We start from the raw sequence: 20448 nt of genomic DNA, 5'->3' as shown, positions 1-20448 counted from the left end.
TGTTGGTGCTGAGTTAATTAGTCTTGGATTTCGCTGCGTAGGTATTTAAACAGCTCTTTTGATGATTTGGACTCAGGGCCTTTTGCCAACTCTTTTGTGGCTTGGCGCACTAAGGTACGCAGCTTCTGTCTGTCCAACTGTGGGTAATGTTCCACTAAGGTTTGAATTTCGCTGTCGCCTTGGCTCAGTAAACGCTCGCGCATTTTCTCGAATATTTGCAGCTTAGCTGTCTCGTTGCTGTTTTTGTTCAGCACGACAGCGAGCGCCGCTTTAATCGGCTCAATATCGACGTGACGCATCAACTTACCGATATATTGCATATGGCGGCGATAGGCTTCGGTCTTCGGCTTAATCTTATGGGCTTGCTGGATGCTGTCGTACAAGTGCTCGTCCAGCTCGATTTTATCTAGCTGGGTCTTGCTGAGCGACACCAATTCCATACCGACTTTTTGAGCAGCTTCGCAGTCACGCTTGTCCTCGGTTTTGCTGACATACTCTTCGTCACTGTCATAGGGTTGTTTAAAATGCTCTGAATCACCAACAATCTTCATATAGATAAAACCTCAGTTAAATAACGGCCTAATAATAACATCTCCCGCCAAAAATCGCCTAACGAAAGCGCGTGCGCCATGGCTGAGATTGACGAAATAAGCGCGCAATAAATAATGAGAATGGCATGGGTGTTTGTTATGCTAACGCCATTGCCGACAACGAAAGAGTAGCTTTGTGTCTTTGAACAGAATCGATAGTGAATTGACCGCGCTGAAAGATGCGGTTGCCGTGGCCCTCGAATATGCCAATAAATTAGGGACAAATGCCGCCGAAGTGGCGATCAGTAAACAACAGGGATTATCGGTTTCAACCCGCTTAAAAGAAGTGGAAACGGTTGAATTTAATAAAGATGGCGCCCTAGGAATTACGGTTTATCGCGATGGTTGCAAGGGCAGTTCATCGACTTCCGATCTCAGCCCCGAAGCCATTGCCCTGGCGGTGAAAGCGGCGGACGATATCGCCCGTTACACCTCTGCCGACCCCTTTAGCGGTTTAGCCGACAAAGCCTTAATGGCGACAGAGATCCGCGATCTTAAGCTCTATTATCCTGAAGAGATTTCTCCCGACGAATTAGCCCAATTGGCGATTCGAGCCGAAACTGCGGCGCTCGATGCCGATCCGCGCATCAATAACTCTGACGGCGCCAGCGCAAACGCCCACACTTCGGTCAAGGTTTACGGCAATAGCCACGGCTTTTTAAATGGTTATTGCAGCTCGCGCTACAGCTTAAGTTGCAGCGTGATCGGTGAAGACTCAGATGGCAGCATGCAGCGGGATTACGATTACACTATCGCCCGTAAATTCAGTGAGATGCTATCTCCTGAATCCGTTGGCTTGAAAACCGCACAAAAGACAGTGAGCCGTTTAGGCGCACGTAAAATTGCGACTTCGCGTTTACCTATTCTGCTTTCGCCTGAAATCGCCACAGGGCTTATCGGCCATTTAGTCGGCGCGATCAGCGGTGGTAGCTTATACCGTAAATCCAGCTTCCTGTTGGATGCGATTCACACCCAAATCTTCCCCGATTGGTTCAACATTGAAGAACAGCCGCATCTGCTGGGCGCGCTTGCCAGTGCCAACTACGATAGCGAAGGTGTAGCGACGCAAGATAGACGCATCATCGACCGGGGTATGTTAGAAAGCTATCTGCTGACTAGCTATTCGGCGCGCAAACTAGGCTTAACCAACACAGGCCATGCGGGCGGCATCTACAACTGGACGCTGGCGCACACCGGCCAAAGTTTCGATGAGCTAGTCAAAGGCATGGGCACTGGCCTGATTGTCACTGAAGTGATGGGCCAAGGCGTGAATATGGTGACGGGGGATTATTCCCGCGGCGCCGCTGGTTTTTACGTCGAAAATGGCGAAGTGCAGTTCCCCGTCGAAGAGATCACTATCGCGGGCAACTTGAAGGATATGTTCCGTGGGATTCAGGCGGTCAGTAAAGACTTCGATTTACGTTCGTCTATCCGCACCGGCGGGATCTTATTATCCGAGATGAAGGTCGCGGGTAACTGATTGAGTTGACCCAATTGAGTCATTCAGTCTAACGGTTCAGCGTTAACGGAATGAGCTTTAAACAAAAGGGCAAATGCGTTCGCATTTGCCCTTTTTGATTTAACTGACCCGCCCTAAATTGCATCACCACTTGTTAGCGGCGGTAGTCATTAGAATTTGTAGCTGGCACCTAATTCAAATGAGCGACCCGAGCCTGCGACTTGGCTAAAGCCACCACTGCTATCGGCCTTAAATTCGGCAAGGTTGACACCACCCAGTGGTAGTTCGTAGTAAGTATCAAACAGGTTGTTGATCGCAAAGGTTAAACTCAGCTCTTGCCACTTGATGCTGCTGCTTAAATTTAACAGCGAATAACTGTCGGTCTCATTTTCTAAACGGCGCTCATCGACCTTATCCTTAGTCGCTACCCATTGCCATGACAGGCGGTTTTCCCAATCACCCAGTTGATGGCTAAGGGCTAACTCGGTTTGTAGCGGTTTGATTTGATAAAGCGGCTCGTTACCCTCATCGCGCTCGCCACGGGTGATATTCAGCTTGCCCTGCATCTGCCATTTACCGCTGTCGGTATCGGCTAATAGGTAGTTCGCACTCAACTTAGCGCCATATAGATGGGCATCTTCGTTGGTGAATTTAAGGATATTGCGTTTACCGTTGGCAAGGCCGCTACGGTTAAAGCTACCAATCACCTCGGCATCAATATAATCGGCGACTGCGCTATACCAAGCCGTGGTTGAGAATTGCCATTCATCGCCCGCAAACTTGTAGGCCGCGCTCAGGGTGTGCGCGGTTTCAGGCTTAAGATCGGGATTGCCCACATAACCGTTACCGTCGCCATACCAGCCGATCATTGTCGTTGCCATCACGCCACGGCCCCAGCTGTAACGCTCATACAGGTTTGGCGCGCGGTTTTTACGGGCTAAGCCAAATTCCAATTGTTGCTTGGCCGACAATTGATAGCGTGCCAGCAATGTCGCATCGATAAGGTTGTCGTCACGGCTTCTATCCATAGCATTAAAGGCTTTTGCCGCTTCGGCATCCATATTCGGCATGCCCATCATGGGCATATTGCTGTAGGCCTGCACTTCGCCCGTATCTGTGGTGACATATTCATAACGCACCCCAGCAGACAACCACCAGAGTGGCGTGAGGTTTTGCTGCCATTCGCCATAAACTGCGGCGCGGCGGCGTTCACCGTCGTTGATGTTGATATAGTCATTGGGTGCCATCATAGTGCCGGGCACGGCTGGCCAAGTATCATCGAGTTGATAGTTATAATATTCCTGCCCAACGAGTAGTGTGCTGTTATCGCCCATAGGTAAGCGCCAATGCAGTTGATAGCTGTAATCGCTACCCTCTGTATTCATTGGCATCTTGCCGGTTTTTTCTGGGGTGAAGAAGCCCATTTCATGCTTCACACTGTGCCAGTTTAACTGGGCGCTAAATTCGCCGTCGTTGTCTAAATCCCGCAGATAACGGACTAGGGCGCCATAACTCTTGTTATCCGTCATATCCATGTATTGGTTCGGGAAACCTTGGAACGGGATCGTCTGGTGCGTTAGCTTAATCGCCAGTTGTTGTGTGTCATCGCGCCATGCCGCTGTTAACGCATGGTTTTGGGCGCGATAGAGGGTATCGAGCACTTTATCGCCGTGACCATCGTGGTAGCTATTGGCATCTTCATAGGCGCCTTGATAGCTGAAACTTAAGTCCTTACTGGCGATTCCAGCCTTAGCACCGAGTAAGAAGGCATCGCTGGTGCTGCGGTATCCCGATGAAATCTCGCCGCTTTCGAAGCTGAGGTTGTCGCTGTCGTTAAACTTTGGATTAAGGCTATTAACCTTAATCACGCCGGCGATATTGTCGCCGCCCGCACTGACAGGGGACACGCCCGCGACCACTTCTACCGAGCTGATTTGATTAGCGGAAACGTAGGAAAGTGGTGGGTTCATTTGGTTGGCACAGGAGGCGGTGATATCCGCGCCATCGACTAATACTTTAATGCGATCGCCCATCATGCCATTAAGCACGGGCAAGGCGGAAACGCCGCCCGCTTCGGAGAAATCGACGCCTTGGTCTTTTAGCAAGGCATCGGCCGCGCCTAAGGCATTACGGCCAATACTCTGCTCGCCATGGACTTGAATACGTTCAATTTGCGTCTGATTTGTCTCGTTGGCCATGGCGTGTGAGGTAACCGAAGCGCCTAATGCTAAGGTCAGCGCGCTGGCGATTGCGGAGCATTTAAAGCCGTGGGGGATAGTTGAAGCGTTTGCAGCCATCGTTTTGTCTTCCATTCACTCGGATAAATTGCGCTGCATTATAAAGATCATCACAGTGTGACAGGTGCGGCATATTGTCGCAGAGCTTATAAAGACAAAGCTGAAATAGCTGCCTGAAGTGCTCGCTAGCACCGAGATGAAGATAAGCTAGCGCCAAGTGTGGATAACAGCAGCGCGATTTAACACGCCCTTGGATTAACCGAAGTGATTGAAGTAGATACGCTGGGTTTCTCCTTCGGCGTCCATGGCGGCGAGTGCCTTGGCAAACTCATAGGCCTTTGAATCTTCGGCCAGTCTGTTGGGGCTGTTATCTGCGCTGACGGGGAGGTCTGCTCGGTAATTGGGGTTATGTTGCCCGCGAAAATGGCGGCTTTTTTTCGAAAAGCCCAGATACATGGCCTGAGGCTGCTGGCAGCAATTCGGGTGCAGCTTAAATTGGCCCATGTCCCGCTGTTTAAGGTAGTAGCTGATGGTGGCCTGATCGTAGATAAAAAAATCCCCTTGGCTGGCAAGCAGGTAATCTAAGGCCTTAGGCACATCGAGTTCGGGCGGTTTACGTACCGACATGGTCTCGGGTAGGCCGTTAAAGTCGTAGCTGCCGGGGGCGATTAACAGTGTCATCCCACTCTGGGACAACTGCTCTAACGAACGTATATCGGCGGCTCCCGCACGGCTTATGCCGATGGCGCGCTCCGACAGGCCATTAGGAATAAAAAAGGCAAATTGAGCGCGCTCTTCACTAAAACTCAGGCCTGGGTAAAAGTCGATATTACCGAGTTTGAGATCCCGCAAAATCCGCATCTTAGGCGCGCGTGTGATCCGTAATTTGCAACCAATTCGCTCGGCGGCGGCTTGATAGATATCGTGGTAAAACCCTTGGTTATTAGGTTCGTGTTGGATAAAAGGAAGGCGCTCACTGGTGCGATACCCCATGGTAATGATGCACTCAGAGCTTGAAAACGCCTGCGCTAAGCTGGGGAAGAGGCTGACTAATAGGAAAACGAGGCTAAGTAAGGGCCGATAAATAACTGCAAATTGCAAAATGATCTCCTTATCCCGTGATTACAAAGGGTAATCTCATCGCAAAGTCGCGATCAAAAGTAACGAACAAGATTGAGGCTTGTTAGTCTAATGTATTATTTTTATTGAATTAATCTATCATACTTTTTGATAATAAAAAGCGTGATTCTTTGCGCTGCTGCACAAACTCTGTACATCCTGTCATATTGCGCTATAGTGTCGCCGCAGACTGAGTGAGGTGTATTTGGTCTGTAAATATTAACTGAGGAGTTCCTATGGCAAAGCTTAAAGAGACTAGCGTGCTCGAACATGAAAATGGTCGCGGCACTATTACCGACAACGCACTCAAGGCAGTGGTGACTAGCTCACTGTTTAGAATGCGAACCGAAAAGCCGAAAAAGGGCAAAGGGTCTTACAACCGTAAAGCAGCAAACCGAAAGGGGTATCAGCACAGGGGCGATACCCCTTTCGACTTTATGGGAGTTTGCCTTGCTGGAGCCTAGTGTAGATCCCTTAACTTTGCTCGCGCTGATTTGTTTATCCCTTATCTCTGCTCAATTTCTCTTTGATGCTTACCCTGTAAACCTCGTAAAGCGCCATTCTTGAGCTTATCCCTCGACTTATTAGCTGTGCCATTTGCTGCCGATATCTTTCAATGCCTATCACTAGGTCGGTAACGATTGCCCATAAAAAAGCGAGCCCCTTGACTATTAGTATTAATATCAGGGGCTCGCTATTGATGCTTTTAATCCGGCTAATCGAATGCCGAGGACAAGCGCTTAGAGCGAATGCCTAAGCCTAGTGTTTAAGTCGAGTGCTTAAGCCTCGATATCATCTTCTGCGTCTGCGTCGACTAACTCGGCCCACAGATCGTGCTCGTCCGAGTGAGTGATCACAGCACGAACTAACATGCCGGGTTCGAGTTCGGTTTCACCGTTGATAAAGACCATGCCGTCGATTTCTGGAGCATCGGCGAAGCTGCGGCCAATCGCACCTTCTTCGTCAACGTCATCGATCAGAATATCCATAGTGCGGCCAACGAAACGGGCTAAACGCTCGGCGCTGATCTCGGCTTGGACTTCCATAAATCTGTGGTATCTGTCTTCTTTCACGTCTTCGCTGATAAGTTCAGCGATGGTGTTGGCTACAGCGCCTTCCACTTCTGAGTACTTGAAGCAGCCAACGCGGTCGAGGCGCGCTTCACGCAGGAAGTCGAGTAGCATTTCGAAATCTTCTTCGGTTTCGCCAGGGAAGCCCACGATGAAGGTTGAGCGGATCACCAAGTCTGGGCAGATTTCGCGCCAGCGTTGGATGGCTTCTAACTGACGGTCAACACGGCCTGGACGCTTCATCATCTTCAGGATGCGTGGGCTGGCGTGCTGCATTGGAATATCTAGGTATGGCAGGATTAAACCTTCGGCCATCAAGGGGATGAGATCGTCTACCCATGGGTATGGGTAGATGTAGTGTAAACGTACCCAAGCGCCCATCTTGCCCAGTTGGCGAGCAAGGCTAGTGATGTCTTGCTTCACTGGCATACCGTTCCAGAAATCGGTGCGGCCGCCCTTGTCTTTACCGTAGGCAGAGGTGTCTTGGCTTACGACTAAAATTTCTTGCACGCCCGATTCAACTAAGCGCTTGGCTTCATCTAATACGCTACCCGCTGGGCGGCTGTCTAAATCGCCACGCAGTGCTGGGATGATGCAGAAAGTACAACGGTTATCACAACCTTCTGAAATCTTTAAATAAGCATAATGCTTAGGCGTTAACTTAACCCCAGTTTGTGGGATTAATGAGGTAAATGGGTTGTGCTCTGGTTTTGGCACGTACTTGTGTACATGCTTTAACACGGCTTCGTAGCTGTGTGGACCCGTGATTTCGAGCACGTCTGGGTGCACTTCACGGATTTGGTTTTCCTTGGCGCCTAAACAGCCGGTCACGATCACTTTGCCGTTTTCTTCTAGGGCTTCGCGCACCGCATCTAAGGATTCTTCAACCGCCGCATCGATAAAACCACAGGTGTTGACGATTACCAGATCGGCATTGTCGTAGCTGTTGGTGACTTCATAGCCGTCGATGCGTAATTGGGTCAGAATGCGCTCTGAGTCCACTAGGTTTTTTGGGCAACCCAAAGACACGAAACCGATGCGATTCCCGGTAGCAGTAGAATCAGCACTCGCTGCTTCTAATGTCTTGGCTGGGGTCTCAAGCGTGGTTGTTTGCTTAGGATTAAAAGTTTCAACTGTCATGGTGTCTCGCTGATGCTGATAAAAGAGCGCCGTAAAAAGAGCGCGGATTATACCTGAAGTGATTAAAAGGTACAGTGTCTTTGGGTGAAAAGTGTACAGCCAAGAGTGCGTTTCTACCAGTTGCGGCGCGGCAGAGTCCGTAGCTCTGTTATCCCGCCGCATTTCATCTTGAGTGAATGGCTTTACGGTTTGAATGGCGCAGTGCACTGCCGCTCGGCGCCGATTTAAAAAATTTTCAAAAAAATTAACCCTTTTTATTTTTGCCTGCGTTTATAGGGGTAGTTTGCATGATGCGTGGCTATCGCAACGGACGATAATTGGTGCTGTTACATATTGGTACTTACACCTTGGGATAGGGAGTCGTACTTTTAGCCGATAGCCGCCGCGTCAGAACCACGGCAGTCTCGCCTTAAATGATTTAGTTGGAGTTAACAATGAAGCATTCTCTTTTAGCTGTATTAGTGGCTGGTGGTCTTTTTTCAGGTGTATTTACCGCGAAGGCGATGGCCGCCGACGTAGATTTTCCCCATATCGAAACCATGGGCGTGAGCCAAATTCAGGTTGAGCCGGATATGGCCGAGCTTAATGTCGAAGTAGCCGTTACCGAGAAAGAGGCTAAGGCTGCCAAGGATAATTCGGATGCCGCAGTGGCGAAATTTATCGCCCGTTTAACCGCCGCGGGCATTACCAAGGAGCAAATCCAAAGCGCTAACTTAAATCTGCAACCGCAATATGTGTATGCCCAGGATAAGGCGCCAGAGCTGAGTGGTTATACCGCGAGTCGCCAAATCACAGTTACCATTAGTGATTTAGCCCGCTTAAATACTATTTTGGACTCCGCCTTAGAGGAGGGGATTAACAGGGTTAACAATATCGCCCTTAAGTCGAGCAAAGAGGCCGAGTATGTGGCCAAGGCGCGCCAAGCGGCGATTGTCGATGCCAAACAAAAAGCCGAAAGCTTAGCCAAGGGATTTGGGGAGAACTTAGGTAAGGTGTGGCAAATTCGTTATTACGATCAACGCCCTGTGCAGCCCGTAATGTTACGTATGAATGCTAAGGCCGATGCCATGGGCGCTGCTGAAAGCTATCAATATGGCCAAGTGACTATCGAAGATAGAGTCGAAGTGGTTTATAAACTCAAATAAAACCGCGATGTGAGTATGACTCTCTATCACTCTGGGCTGCTTAACTGAGCAGCCCATTTTTATATGCTTGGCCGTAAAGGCATATCCCACTCAGCGAACCGAATTGAAGAAAACTCCTACCCATCTTTTATCCTAGTGCACTGTTTTATTGAATAAAATGGATTCTCGCGTCTTGCACTCGACTCTAGGGCGGAATTGCGTGTATCGGTTCTTAGCCAACTGATATATCATGCGCCACCCTTAATTGCCTATGGCTCCTGTTTGCCGCTATGTCTTCTAATGCGCTTTATACCGATCTCTCCGGTTATTACGATCTCATGTGCTCCGATATCAACTATCAACAACAGAGTGCGAGCATCCATCGATTGCATCAGTTCTTAGGCAATAATGGCAAGCAACACCTCGATTTAGCCTGTGGCACTGGCCCACATGTGCGGCATTTTATCGATCTAGGTTATCAGTGTCGTGGCCTAGATATTAATCAGCCGATGCTCGATATGGCCATGCGTCGCTGCCCTGAGGCCCTGTTTAATCTACAGGATATGACCGCCTTTTATCTTGAGCAGCCAGTTGATTTAATTACCTGTTTTTTATATTCCATTCATTACAGTGCGGGCATTGAGCGCCTTAAGAGTTGTATTGCCAGCGTGCACCGCGCCCTGAATGACGGCGGGATATTTTGTTTTAACTCGGTTGATAAGCACCGCATCGATAACCGCTTATCGATTAAGCATTTTGCCGAGTTTGAGGGGCACCATTTTGCCTTTGAATCTGGCTGGCATTACAGTGGTCAAGGCGAAAACCAGTCATTAAACCTGAGTATTGCAAAGCGTCACCAGCCTTTTACTCAACTCACTGATTTCGAAGGCGATACCGATACATCTGCGCATCAGACTGAATTATGGCAAGACCAACATACTATGGTCGCGACCAGTTTCGCGGAGCTGCAAGCCTTACTCGCGCCATATTTTGAAGTACATATCTTTGAACACGATTATGAAAAAATCGTCCCATGGGATTTAAGCTCAGGTAATGCGCTGTTTGTCTGTGTGAAGATTTAACCTTGGGTTGAAGGTGTGACAACTGGGCGGTTAGCTTTGACTGCTCTGATTTACACCCATATCCCATCTTTGCCTGTCACAATTTTCCTGTGAGTAACTGTTTATCATTGCGGCCTTACGGCCGAGGTGAATCAAAGTCGTGGGGCTTCACCCCACACCCGACCAAGGAGGACTGCTCGTCCTATCCTCCTTGGATTCTCCAAGACGCCCCTAACGGAGTTGAAAACCCCTTGTGCTCATTGCCAAATTTGCTATCGCTTCCGAAGGATGCGTCCTTGCACCTGCGAAAGCTAGCTTGCCATCCATGGCAAGACTCACGCAATTTGTCTATTCGCCCTGCGGCAACTCCGAGGGGATGGTGAACTCCTGTCGCTTCTGTGTTGGCTGTTAATCCCGAAAGAGTTATGCCTGTTCTATCTTTTCTCACGCGATTTTCTTCAACGTCCTTCAGCAACTTCGCAGGGGAGGGGGAACTTCTGTTGCCTTGGTGTTAGCTGTTAGTCCTAAAAATTTGTGCTCGTCCCATCTTTCGATTTGGCGTAAATAGACTCAAAATGTAAATCGATAAATGTCCATCAAAGTACAACAGCGGTAATGGTATTAATGAGTTAAACGGTTTGTCTTACCCAAAACCTGATTCGGACAGTGGCCTTTGAGGTCATATGCGTAGGAGGGTAAGACGTCAATTTGGATCTCATTAGGGCGCAACAGACGCCGGATATATGTCGCAAGACCGCCAACCATTAACGACCGATACCCCGTTGTGAAAGGTGAATTATTGATTAGCACAAATTAGTTTGAACAAAATAGGACATTGGCCTTGCTAAACCCGAGGTGACCATATATGTCCTTTTTTCAATTCTTAAATCATCGTTAGTGCCTTTAAGGCTTTTGGATTCAGGTATATGCATTAATCATTTTGAACATATCTTCTTGGCTGCCTTCTATTTTTAAATTTAAAATTTCATCTAGACGCTGAAGTTGTCTTGTTCGATTCACAGAGAATAAATCTAATTTATCAAGTAGATACATAATCAGTGCCGTTAGCACGGCAGTAATAACAGACGACATAATAATTGACCAAGGTTCACCCAAACCTAAACTATTAAGCCAGGTCTCTATTCCAATGCTGGCGAAAATAGTCAACGAACTTGCAACTAGTTTTAATACTGCATCACCCTTTTCAGCGAAACTTTTATTCTTATCCACCAAAATCGGAGCAATCTGAAGAAGAATCTTAAATCCTTCTTTTACCATCCTGGCAACCTGTTTAAATATCCCAACAAAACAATTCAAAATACCTTCAAGCAGCATTGCTAAAAAGTTTCTGAAGAAATTTAATAATCCATCTTTTAGTAGCACTTCGACTTGCTGTAGGATATAAGTTTTCATTCGATCCAATCTGATTTTCAGTGCAGACTTAAAGCTGTTACTTTTTACACCTTTCTCTATACCATTAAGAAAGCAATCCCTAAGTTCGTAAAACAACGGCTTCATTATGAAGACTATCACATCACCAATCGACTGTTCTGCCGCAGCATCTTTTGCATCTTTGACAAGAGTTTTCTGAACTTTTTTGTCGCTTGTAATATTTTTTATTACTTTTGAATTTGTGGCGGAATCTAGTTTTTTTTGTGTTTCGGCCATTTTGCTAACCATTTTTTTTCGCGTTTCAATATCTTTCTCTGAAAGGTTTTTCCTCCTTCCTTGTTTATCTATAACATATCCTTGATTAATTTCTTGTTCGAGTTCTGTGCTGGACTTGTCAAACTTCCCAGTTTTTGCTCCCCTGTTATTTTGCATGCTGGTTACTAAGAGATTATCTTCGTCATTTAAAATATCTTTTATATCAGTTACATTCAGCGCTTTATTACTTTTAAGTTGATTGCAGACCTCTGCGCAGGAAATGATATGTTCAACTTCACCTGTTTGTGTGGATTCCCCTGCACTTTTTGCATGCTTCTTTGATTGATACACCGTAGACCCATCATATCCATCTGTCGCCCGCGGGTTGCCATTAAAATGAATCTCTTTGACCTTATTCATCTTCGTACCATCACGCATATTAATGGTCTGGTTTCCGCGCGTCATATCTCCATTGCTATAACTTGACTGTTCACCAAATCGCTTTATGTTCTCACGCTCATTTAACGACTCAGTGTAACTATCCAGTGCAATGCTTTTCGAGGCGGATTCATAAGTAAATGATTTACACTCATTGTATAATCGTGATGCTGTAATACCGTGTGTTGTGCCAATTTTAAATGCTCTCATAGTGCCATCAAACAGGCTTAAAAATACCGGCTCAAGAATGTTATCAATAGCGCTGCCTGAGCTAACAGCTTCAATTAAACTGATAGCTTCTTTCCTAGTTACATCAAGTTTAAATTCTTTAATACGTGTCGCATAAACTGCATTAACATCATTTTTTGCGATGAAAGTTAAGTCAACAATTTCATCAGAGTATTTCTGCAGTACTTCACCAGTCGCTAGTGGTTTAAGCCTCTGTGTACTTTGAAAGTTCTTTATTCTTTCTAATCTTAACTTGTGCTCTTTAGCTGAACTCATTTCGGGCCTCCTATGCCACAAGGCTATTCCATCTCTCTAGAAACTCTTTTTCGTCTTGAGTTACACTCCCATCTGCATGAGCTACAAGTTCAACTACTGTACTGAATATTCTTAAATAATGTTCTGTATCAAGCTCATACTTTCTAATCATTGCCCACACAGTGCTTAAATTTGGAGGCGAATTTTTCATATCCATAATTTGTTTTTTTGTTGATTCTGAAAGCATTTCGCTTGTACCGATTCCAGAGACAAGATAATCCAACTCATCAATTTCAGTATCACAAATGTGACCGTCCGCATAAGCACAACAGATACCCAGCGCAAATGCGGTCAGGATAAACTGCTCTCTTTTGGCTATATCTGCCATCATTTCTGCAAGCTGTACTTGTAGCTTCTCCATTTCAATGGCTTGTTCAGCTTTTGCTATTTGGTAGTTTTCATTTCGAGCTTCGTCATCCTTGTTTGCTAATACCGCTCCCGCTGCTGCTCCAGCAACACCGGCACCAGCAGCCAAAGCACCTGCGCCACTTAACGAACCTAATAATGTAGCCGCGCCTAAAACAGAACCTCCACCGGTAAAAGGGGCGGCAGCTATTGCTCCAACACCAATTGCTGCACCCGCAAAAATTTTCCAGTAACTCATATCGTTGTTCCCTTACAAAATGAAGATGATGGTCAGTAAATTTAAGACCATTAACAGTTTTAAAACACTATAGTAGTCAAATTATGGCGTATTGATCTTTCGTGAGTGTTTTTAGTGGCATTCTTAGTTGCTATGGTTTATTAAAAAAAACAGATAATTACACTCGATTATACCTAATAAAATGTTAACTCATCTTCGATGGCAACGGCTACAAAAAACTTTATCAAAGGAAGTTATCAAATTGATCCAATTAACGATCTAATCCCAGTCTGCTCAAACTGTCACTCTATTATCCATCAAGGAAAAGAGCCATTAAGTATCGAGGAGTTAAAAGCATTGGAGACTAGAAATTAGAACGATTTAACGAGCCACTCATTGTTAAATTTGCAAGGTGTTTGCTTGTAAAAAGGCATACAGATTACTGAAGAGTTGGTTGAATTAAGCATTGGCATGTAAGTGACCGTTGACGGCATGGATGCCGTCGTCGAGCCCTCATGGACGAGTTCACGGCGTGTCACTGGAATGACAGTGCTTAATTATCAGCGTTGTATTGGTTAAGTGTTTAAATGACTCAAACAAAAAGGCGCCTAAGCGCCTTTTCTACATTTAGAGGTTAAGGAAAAACACCCTACCTCATCGAAATCTGATTAAACAATCAGATCATACTCTTCACGCAGGATCTTAATAATATCTGCCTTAGGATTGGCTGGCAGCGGAATCGCCGCGCCAGTCACCTTCTCGGCGATGCCGGTGTAAGTGCGTGACACATCCATCATCGCCTCTAATGGCAGGGCGTTATCGCGGGCGAGGGCTTCGCGTTCTGGCATTCTGTCTTTGTTGAGCAGAATGTCCGGATCGGGGAAGTGGTTCAGCAGGAACTGACGGAAGCCTTCCTTAGAGTTTTCAAGGATTTTACCATCGCGGTAGGCGGCGCCGTCCCAAATGCGAGATGAATCGGGGGTGCCCACTTCATCCATATAGATCAGTTTTGAGTTGCCGTTTTTATCGGTCACATAACCAAACTCGAACTTGGTATCCACAAATACTTGGTCAAGGTCGGCCAGTGCCTTTGAGATCACCTTAAAGCCATCTTTTAACAGCTTCTCGTACAGGTCGATATCTTCTACCTTTTCAAAACCAAAGGCTTGGTAGTTGGCTTCGATATCGCTGCGGCTGATGTTAACGTCATCCTGCGCGGGCACACCGGGGATCCCAGTTAAAATACCTTTGGTGGAAGGGGTGATCAGCAAATCTGGCAGCTTTTGATCTTTCTCTAAGCCTTCTGGCAGTGTGATACCGCAGAATACGCGCTCGCCCTTAGAGTAGGCGCGCCACATTGAGCCAGTAATATATTGGCGGCAAATGGCTTCGACTTTAATCGGACGGGCTTTTTGGACTATCCAAACGAAGGGATGCGGAATATCTAAAATGTGGCTGTCAGCTAAACCATTTTCGGCAAATAACTTAAACCAATGATTAGAAATGGCATTTAATGCCGCGCCTTTACCTGGGATGCCTTTTAATCCGCCTTCACCGTGGAAGATGCAGTCGAAGGCGGAGATGCGATCGCTAATCACCATAATGGCAAGCGGCGTATCTTCGGGCACATTGTAGCCCTTGGTTTTGATTAAACGGCGGCTGTCGGCGTCGGTTAGCCAGTAAACGCTACGTACCTTGCCGCTATGGACTGGGCTGTCGGTGCGGATGGGTAAATCGTTGTTTACGGCTAATACGGAATCAGCAAGACTCATGACGAGTATTCCTTTGGATAGAGAGTGTAGGGACGAGTTTTTTATTCGTTGCGGTGTGCTTAAGCCGTAAATGCTTTGCCACCTTTTTATTATTGACCAACAGCTTATCGCTAAGTGCGCACAAGAGATTGGTGAGGTTAAAACGTAAAGCGAATAGGATGTTTTCGGGCGATAGGCAGGAGAGAGAAGGTCGGGATAAGGGGTAAAAATAGCACGCAGAGCAAGGTTGGTGCCAGAGAGAATCTGGTCTGTTCAAGCGGGGAAACCCCGTGCCATTTTGCTCGAAAAGGCTAACCATTAATCCGAGAGAACCTTGTTAGACAGCCGCGAAAAGTGGCGCCATTTTACCTTTATTCGCAAAATTTTCCACGGCTATTTATGCACATCTGTGCGGCGTGTCGGGGTAAATTGGGTAGGGGAGCAATGCGGCGGCTGAAAATACTTTCCATGAAATCCGAGCAGAGGAATCGCGAAGCTTGAGTTTATAGTGTGACTCGCTAAGCCTTAGAATGGTATTAATCCCAATATAGGCATGCAGTTAGCTCTGTAAATCGGGTTAGCATAGGCGGTCTGAATAAAGGTCGTGGCTAAGCACGATATACAGCGTGGCCTTTGCGTTAACGCCCATTTTTTGTGAATTGAAAAACACAGTTTGCCCATCAGCCCTTAGCATAAGGCAGAGGGCACACATAGAGGTAGTCAATGACAGATGTAAAAACGCCGATGATGGCGCGCGCCGCTGCTGAGGGGCGATATTTTTTCTCGCAGCAATTTATCGCCTTGGCCGAAAGCCAAACCCAGTGGCAGGAGTTGGAGTTTGAAGAGTGCGAGTTCCACGATTGCCAGTTTAGCGATAGCACATTCCATAACTGTAAGTTTATCGATTGCCGTTTTGTGGGCTGTAACTTGAGCCTGCTCAAGGTGCCCTTAAGCCAATTTAACGGTGTGAGTTTTGAAGAATGTAAGTTGGTCGGCATAGATTGGACCCGCGCCGCTTGGCCGAGATTATCCTTTGCGGCGCCTTTTAGCTTTAGAACCTGTATTTTAAACGATTGCTCTTTTATGGGGCTTCAGCTCGATGAAATGGTGCTCGAGGGCTGTAAGGCACAGGATGTGGATTTCCGTGAGGGCAAGTTTAATCGCGCCAACTTTAGTTACAGCGATTTTCGCCACAGCTTATTCGGCCGCACCGAGTTGATGGAGGCGGATTTCTCCGAGGCGACCGATTACGATATCGATATTTTTAACAATAAAATTAAGGGCGCTAAGTTTAGTCGCGACGAAGCGATTCGCCTATTAAATGGCTTAGAGATCACCTTGGTTGACTAACTCCCTTAGGCATTAGCCTTGCTTATGCCTGACTCCCTTTCAACGATTCCCCTGTGACGACTGGGCGAAACGCTTATCTCATACTCTGCGCACGCGGCCATCCTAAATATGGGAGCGGCTTTTGAGGGTTTTTGAGAACTTTTTAACTTATCAAAGCCGCGAGTCTGTGCGCTGGCTTAGTACTGGCTAAGTACAGGTTTAGGCAAAACAGGCTTATTGATCTTATTCACGATTTTTTAGAACAATTTTAACTTTTAGTTGCCGCAGATCACACTCAACTTTGCCATGTGGTTTACCACAATATCCGCCTCTCCCTTTCGGGATAACAATCACCCTGAAACAGCAAAATGCCGACGCGACGTAACACTAGGTCTGTTGGCACTAATAACTAAAAACCTGTGAGCGAATTTAGTCTTTAAACCGCAGTGGTAAGCCAAAGCCTAAGTTTGCGTGTGCCAAGTGGCGCATTAGGGTGGATGAGTGTGATGGAGGTAACCATGATTGAGCTTAATAGGCGAACCTTTTTAAAGGGCGCAGGGGCCAGCGGTGCAACATGTGCATTGGCTAGCCTGTTGCCGGGCAGCTTAGCGGCATTAGAGAGCAAGCAGCTAAAGGGAATGGGCAAAGACATTGCCAGTATCTGTGAGATGTGTTCGACTCGCTGCCCGATTTCGGCGCGGGTGATTGAGGGCAAAAACGTCTTTATCAGTGGCAATAAGGCGGCTAAATCCTTTGGTGGTAAAGTCTGTGCCCGGGGCGGCGCTGGCCATAGTTTGCTTTACGATCCACAGCGTATCGTGAAGCCGCTCAAACGGGTGGGTGAGCGCGGCGAGGGTAAGTGGGCCGAGATCTCTTGGGATGAAGCCTATCAACTGATTGCCGATAATCTTAATAAAATCAAACAAGCTTATGGCCCTGAAGCCGTGGCGTTTTCCTCTAAGTCCGGTTCGCAAGAAAAACACTTATTCCATCTCGCCACCGCCTTTGGTAGCCCGAATACCTTTACCCATGCCTCAACTTGCCCCGGTGGTTACGAAATTGCCGCTAAGGCCATGTTTGGTACTAAGGTGAAGCGCGATTTAAGCAACTCCAAATACATCATTAACTTCGGCCATAACCTGTACGAAGGCATCAACATGTCCGAAACCCGCGGCATGATGGCGGCGCAAATGGATAAAGGCGCCAAGCTGGTGGTGTTCGAGCCAAGATTCTCCATCGTCGCCGACAAAGCCGATGAATGGTATGCGATCCGTCCCGGTACCGATGTGGCGGTGGCTTTAGCCTTATGCCATGTATTGATAGAAGATAATCTCTACGACAAGGCCTTTATCGAGCGTTATGTGGAAGGGTTTGATGCCTTCGCCGCCGAAGTGAAAGCCTACACCCCTGAGTGGGCCGAAACCATTTCCGATGTGCCCGCCAAAGATATTCGCCGTATCGCCCACGAATATGCGGCCAAGGCACCCCATGCTGTGGTGGATTTTGGTCACAGAGCCACCTTTACCACCGAAGAGTTTGAAATGCGCCGGGCCTTGTACGCTGCCAATATTTTGATTGGTAATATCGAGCGCAAGGGCGGTATCTACCTAGGTCAAAAGCCTGGCGACTATAACAAGCTGGCGGGAGAAAGCGTGGCGCCCGTATTAGGTAAGCCCGGCGTAAAAGATATGCCAAAGCCTGCGGCGAAACGTATCGACCAAGTGGAAGAGCAGTACGCCATGATGTGGTCATCGGGCGGGATTTATCAAACGATTCTCGATGCGACCTTAAGCGCGGTGCCTTATCAGTTACATGGCTGGGTGATGTCCCGTACCAACCCAATGCAAACCATGACCGACAGGGCGCGTGTGGTTGAAGCCTTGAAAAAGCTCGACTTTGTTGCGGTTTGCGATGTGTATATCAGTGAAACCGCCGCCTATGCCGACGTGATTTTACCCGAGTCGACTTACCTTGAGCGCGATGAAGAAATCGCCGATAAGTCGGGTAAAAATCCCGCCTACTATGTGCGCCAACGGGTGGTGGAAACCTTGGGTGACACTAAGCCTTCATGGCAAATCTTTAAGGACATTGGCCATAAGCTCGGGCTAAGTGAATTTTACCCCTGGGATAATATGGAAACCCTGCAACTGCTGCAGGTGAATCGCGATACCGCACTGCTGCGCCGCATCAAGGATGAAGGTTTTGTTAGCTTCGGTAAGCCCATCATGCTGCGCGAACCTAAGATGGTGGCCGAGTTTACTAAGGCTTACGCCAATGCCAAACCCGTGGATGAAGACGGTACCTACGGCAGTTTACTCAGCTTTAAAACCCCAAGCGGCAAGATTGAATTGACCTCCGCCAAGGTCGAAGCCATGGCGCCAGGACGCGGTGTCATTAAATTCCGCGAAGTGCATTTGAAGAAAGCCGACGAGCTGTACTTTATCCAAGGCAAGGTCGCCGTGCATACCAATGGCGCGACTCACAATATCCCTATGCTGGCTAACCTGATGTCGGATAACGCCATTTGGGTGCATCCCGTCACGGCGGGCAAGTTAGGGATCAGCAATGGCGACCCGATTCGGTTAACCAGCAGCGTGGGTAGCGAAGAAGGCCACGCCTTAGTCACCCCGGGCATTCGCCCCGATACCGTGTTTGCCTATATGGGCTTTGGCTCTAAAAACAAAGAGTTGGTTAGAGCGACTGGTAAAGGTATCCACTGCGGAAACTTACTGCCCCATCAAACAGCCCCTGTGTGTGGCATGAATATTCATACGACAGGCGTCACGCTGGCAAAACGCTAATTGGAGGCTCAAATGACGAAAAGATATGTGATGGTGCACGATGAGAACAAGTGCATCGGCTGCCAAGCCTGTAACGTGGCCTGCCGCAGTGAAAACGGTGTCCCCGAGGGCGTGACTCGCTTACAAGTGCGCGTAGAGGGCCCCTTCGGCGAGATGCCACACCTGCACTTTAAGTACCACAGGGTATCGTGCCAGCAGTGTGAAGATGCGCCTTGTGTGAAGGTATGCCCAACGGGCGCGGCCTATGTGGGCGAGGATGGGATTGTCTCCATCCATGGCGATAAGTGTGTGGGTTGTATGTACTGCGTGGCGGCGTGTCCCTACAAGGTACGTTTTATGAACCCAGAAACCAAAGTGGCTGACAAGTGTAACTTCTGTAAGGACACGCGTTTGGCCCGTGGTGAAGAGCCTGCCTGTGTGACTGTGTGTCCGACCGATGCTTTAGTCTTTGGCGATGCCAACGATCCACTGAGTGAGGTGGCTATGCTACTCAACACTAAGATCACTTACCAAGATAAGACCCATTTAGGCACTCAGCCTAGGGTATATCGCGTTCCTACCAAAAGAGGGGGGATTTGATTATGAACAATACTTGGGGCGATATGGCGCAATATGATCCCGTCACTTGGCATTGGATCATCGCCGTGTATCTGTTTATGGCGGGTTTATCCGCCGGAAGTTTGCTGATTGGCATTGGCCTGCGTTGGTTTAATAAGGAGCAAGCGCAGGGGGAGACGAGTATTCTCAAGGCCGCGGCGATTATTGGTCCAGTGGCCATTTGTCTAGGCTTGGCATGTTTAGTGTTTGATTTAACGAAGCCTTTCCACTTCTGGCTGATTTTAATCAACTATAACTTCCAGTCCGTAATGGCGATTGGGGTGTTAGCACTACTGGCTTACTCCCCCTTGGCATTTGCCTACGCGATTCTTGTGTTGCGTGATGAACTGCCAAAGTGGGGCTTAGGTTTCCTCGTGCCTATCGCTAAGCTGCTGATGCCCTTTAGAAAGTTGATTGAAGTACTGCTGTTTATCCTCGCCATTGGCGTGGGGGCTTACACTGGCTTCTTAATTTCGGCTATGAATGCCTATCCGATGTTGAACACTGCGGTATTGCCAGCGCTGTTTTTAGTCTCTGGTTTATCGGCGGGCGCGGCGGCTAATGCGGTGCTGGCGCTGGTGATGTTCAAGACCGATAGCCACGACAAGACCTTAGCCAAAATGCATGGCTTAGAGCTGCCAGTGATGGCAATCGAAATCATGTTCCTGTTTATGTTGTTCTGCGCCTTGTACTTTAAGGGCGGAGCGGCGGCTGCGGCGCTGGCATCACTCACCTCTGGCGTGTGGGCGAGCGTATTTTGGATTGGCGTGGTCGGGATTGGTTTTGGTATTCCGCTGTTGTTTATGCTGCTTCCCACCGCGACTCGCCACACTAAGGGCGCGATGATCATGGTGGCCTGCGCCAGCTTAACCGGCGTGTTAGCACTGAGACACTTTATTGTGTATGCGGGACAAAGCTATCTAAGTTAGAGTGCTGGTTAACGGCAATATCGATGGGAT

Annotated in this window: 15 protein-coding genes; 8 read left to right on the top strand and 7 right to left on the bottom strand. The window is 47.9% G+C overall.

Annotated features, from left to right (window positions below):
• Positions 1 to 17 precede the first annotated feature (17 nt).
• Positions 18 to 551 carry a ribosome biogenesis factor YjgA gene (gene yjgA / locus L2713_RS04855; RefSeq protein WP_248967135.1) on the bottom strand — a complete coding sequence of 178 codons (534 nt, stop codon included), beginning with the start codon at positions 549 to 551 and terminating at the stop codon, positions 18 to 20.
• Positions 552 to 726: 175 nt separating this feature from the next.
• On the opposite strand from yjgA, the gene pmbA reads away from it, so the two are divergent.
• The gene (gene pmbA, locus L2713_RS04850; RefSeq protein ID WP_248967134.1) at positions 727 to 2070 is read left to right on the top strand and encodes a metalloprotease PmbA; all 1344 of its coding nucleotides are present in this window, start codon (positions 727 to 729) and stop codon (positions 2068 to 2070) included.
• A gap of 149 nt (positions 2071 to 2219) precedes the next feature.
• Here pmbA and L2713_RS04845 read toward each other — a convergent pair whose 3' ends face one another.
• Both L2713_RS04845 and L2713_RS04840 read right to left on the bottom strand, forming a co-directional pair.
• Positions 2220 to 4361, bottom strand: a complete 2142-nt coding sequence (locus tag L2713_RS04845; protein WP_380823570.1) for a TonB-dependent receptor plug domain-containing protein — start codon at positions 4359 to 4361, stop codon at positions 2220 to 2222.
• A 180-nt stretch (positions 4362 to 4541) separates the two neighbouring features.
• Positions 4542 to 5387, bottom strand: a complete 846-nt coding sequence (locus tag L2713_RS04840) for a substrate-binding periplasmic protein (RefSeq protein WP_011625018.1) — start codon at positions 5385 to 5387, stop codon at positions 4542 to 4544.
• A 254-nt stretch (positions 5388 to 5641) separates the two neighbouring features.
• Between L2713_RS04840 and L2713_RS04835 the strand changes: the two genes are divergently transcribed.
• Positions 5642 to 5869 (top strand): ribosome alternative rescue factor ArfA, encoded by a 228-nt coding sequence (locus L2713_RS04835; RefSeq protein WP_086902221.1) that lies wholly within the window; start codon positions 5642 to 5644, stop codon positions 5867 to 5869.
• 315 nt (positions 5870 to 6184) lie between these two features.
• Here L2713_RS04835 and rimO read toward each other — a convergent pair whose 3' ends face one another.
• Positions 6185 to 7615: a 30S ribosomal protein S12 methylthiotransferase RimO gene (gene rimO / locus L2713_RS04830; RefSeq protein WP_011624182.1), complete on the bottom strand. Its 1431-nt coding sequence runs from the start codon at positions 7613 to 7615 to the stop codon at positions 6185 to 6187.
• A gap of 434 nt (positions 7616 to 8049) precedes the next feature.
• Between rimO and L2713_RS04825 the strand changes: the two genes are divergently transcribed.
• A complete protein-coding gene (locus L2713_RS04825; protein WP_011624181.1) occupies positions 8050 to 8760 on the top strand; it encodes an oxidative stress defense protein in 711 nt (236 codons plus the stop codon).
• Between the two features lie 269 nt (positions 8761 to 9029).
• Positions 9030 to 9821: a class I SAM-dependent DNA methyltransferase gene (locus L2713_RS04820; protein ID WP_248967132.1), complete on the top strand. Its 792-nt coding sequence runs from the start codon at positions 9030 to 9032 to the stop codon at positions 9819 to 9821.
• 897 nt (positions 9822 to 10718) lie between these two features.
• Here L2713_RS04820 and L2713_RS04815 read toward each other — a convergent pair.
• The 3 genes from L2713_RS04815 to L2713_RS04805 form a co-directional block, all read right to left on the bottom strand.
• Positions 10719 to 12389, bottom strand: coding sequence for a type IV secretion system protein (locus L2713_RS04815; protein WP_248967131.1), 1671 nt, complete (start codon positions 12387 to 12389; stop codon positions 10719 to 10721).
• A gap of 10 nt (positions 12390 to 12399) precedes the next feature.
• Entirely contained in the window at positions 12400 to 13032 is a 633-nt protein-coding gene (locus tag L2713_RS04810) for a tellurite resistance TerB family protein (protein ID WP_248967130.1), read from the bottom strand.
• 647 nt (positions 13033 to 13679) lie between these two features.
• Positions 13680 to 14783 carry a phosphoribosylaminoimidazolesuccinocarboxamide synthase gene (locus L2713_RS04805; protein ID WP_248967129.1) on the bottom strand — a complete coding sequence of 368 codons (1104 nt, stop codon included), beginning with the start codon at positions 14781 to 14783 and terminating at the stop codon, positions 13680 to 13682.
• Between the two features lie 702 nt (positions 14784 to 15485).
• Between L2713_RS04805 and L2713_RS04800 the strand changes: the two genes are divergently transcribed.
• From L2713_RS04800 to nrfD, 4 genes are all read left to right on the top strand, one after another.
• Positions 15486 to 16112: a pentapeptide repeat-containing protein gene (locus L2713_RS04800; RefSeq protein WP_248967128.1), complete on the top strand. Its 627-nt coding sequence runs from the start codon at positions 15486 to 15488 to the stop codon at positions 16110 to 16112.
• Between the two features lie 497 nt (positions 16113 to 16609).
• A complete protein-coding gene (gene phsA, locus L2713_RS04795; RefSeq protein ID WP_126512008.1) occupies positions 16610 to 18892 on the top strand; it encodes a thiosulfate reductase PhsA in 2283 nt (760 codons plus the stop codon).
• Between the two features lie 12 nt (positions 18893 to 18904).
• The gene (locus L2713_RS04790) at positions 18905 to 19471 is read left to right on the top strand and encodes a 4Fe-4S dicluster domain-containing protein (RefSeq protein WP_248967127.1); all 567 of its coding nucleotides are present in this window, start codon (positions 18905 to 18907) and stop codon (positions 19469 to 19471) included.
• 2 nt (positions 19472 to 19473) lie between these two features.
• Complete coding sequence (gene nrfD / locus L2713_RS04785) at positions 19474 to 20418, top strand: NrfD/PsrC family molybdoenzyme membrane anchor subunit (protein WP_248967126.1); 945 nt, start codon at positions 19474 to 19476, stop codon at positions 20416 to 20418.
• Positions 20419 to 20448: the final 30 nt, after the last annotated feature.

It is taken from the genome of Shewanella seohaensis (assembly GCF_023283775.1).
GTDB classification, from domain to species: domain Bacteria; phylum Pseudomonadota; class Gammaproteobacteria; order Enterobacterales; family Shewanellaceae; genus Shewanella; species Shewanella seohaensis.
The sequence above is the reverse complement of the archived record's forward strand: the minus strand, read 5'-3'. Positions and strand labels throughout refer to the sequence as shown.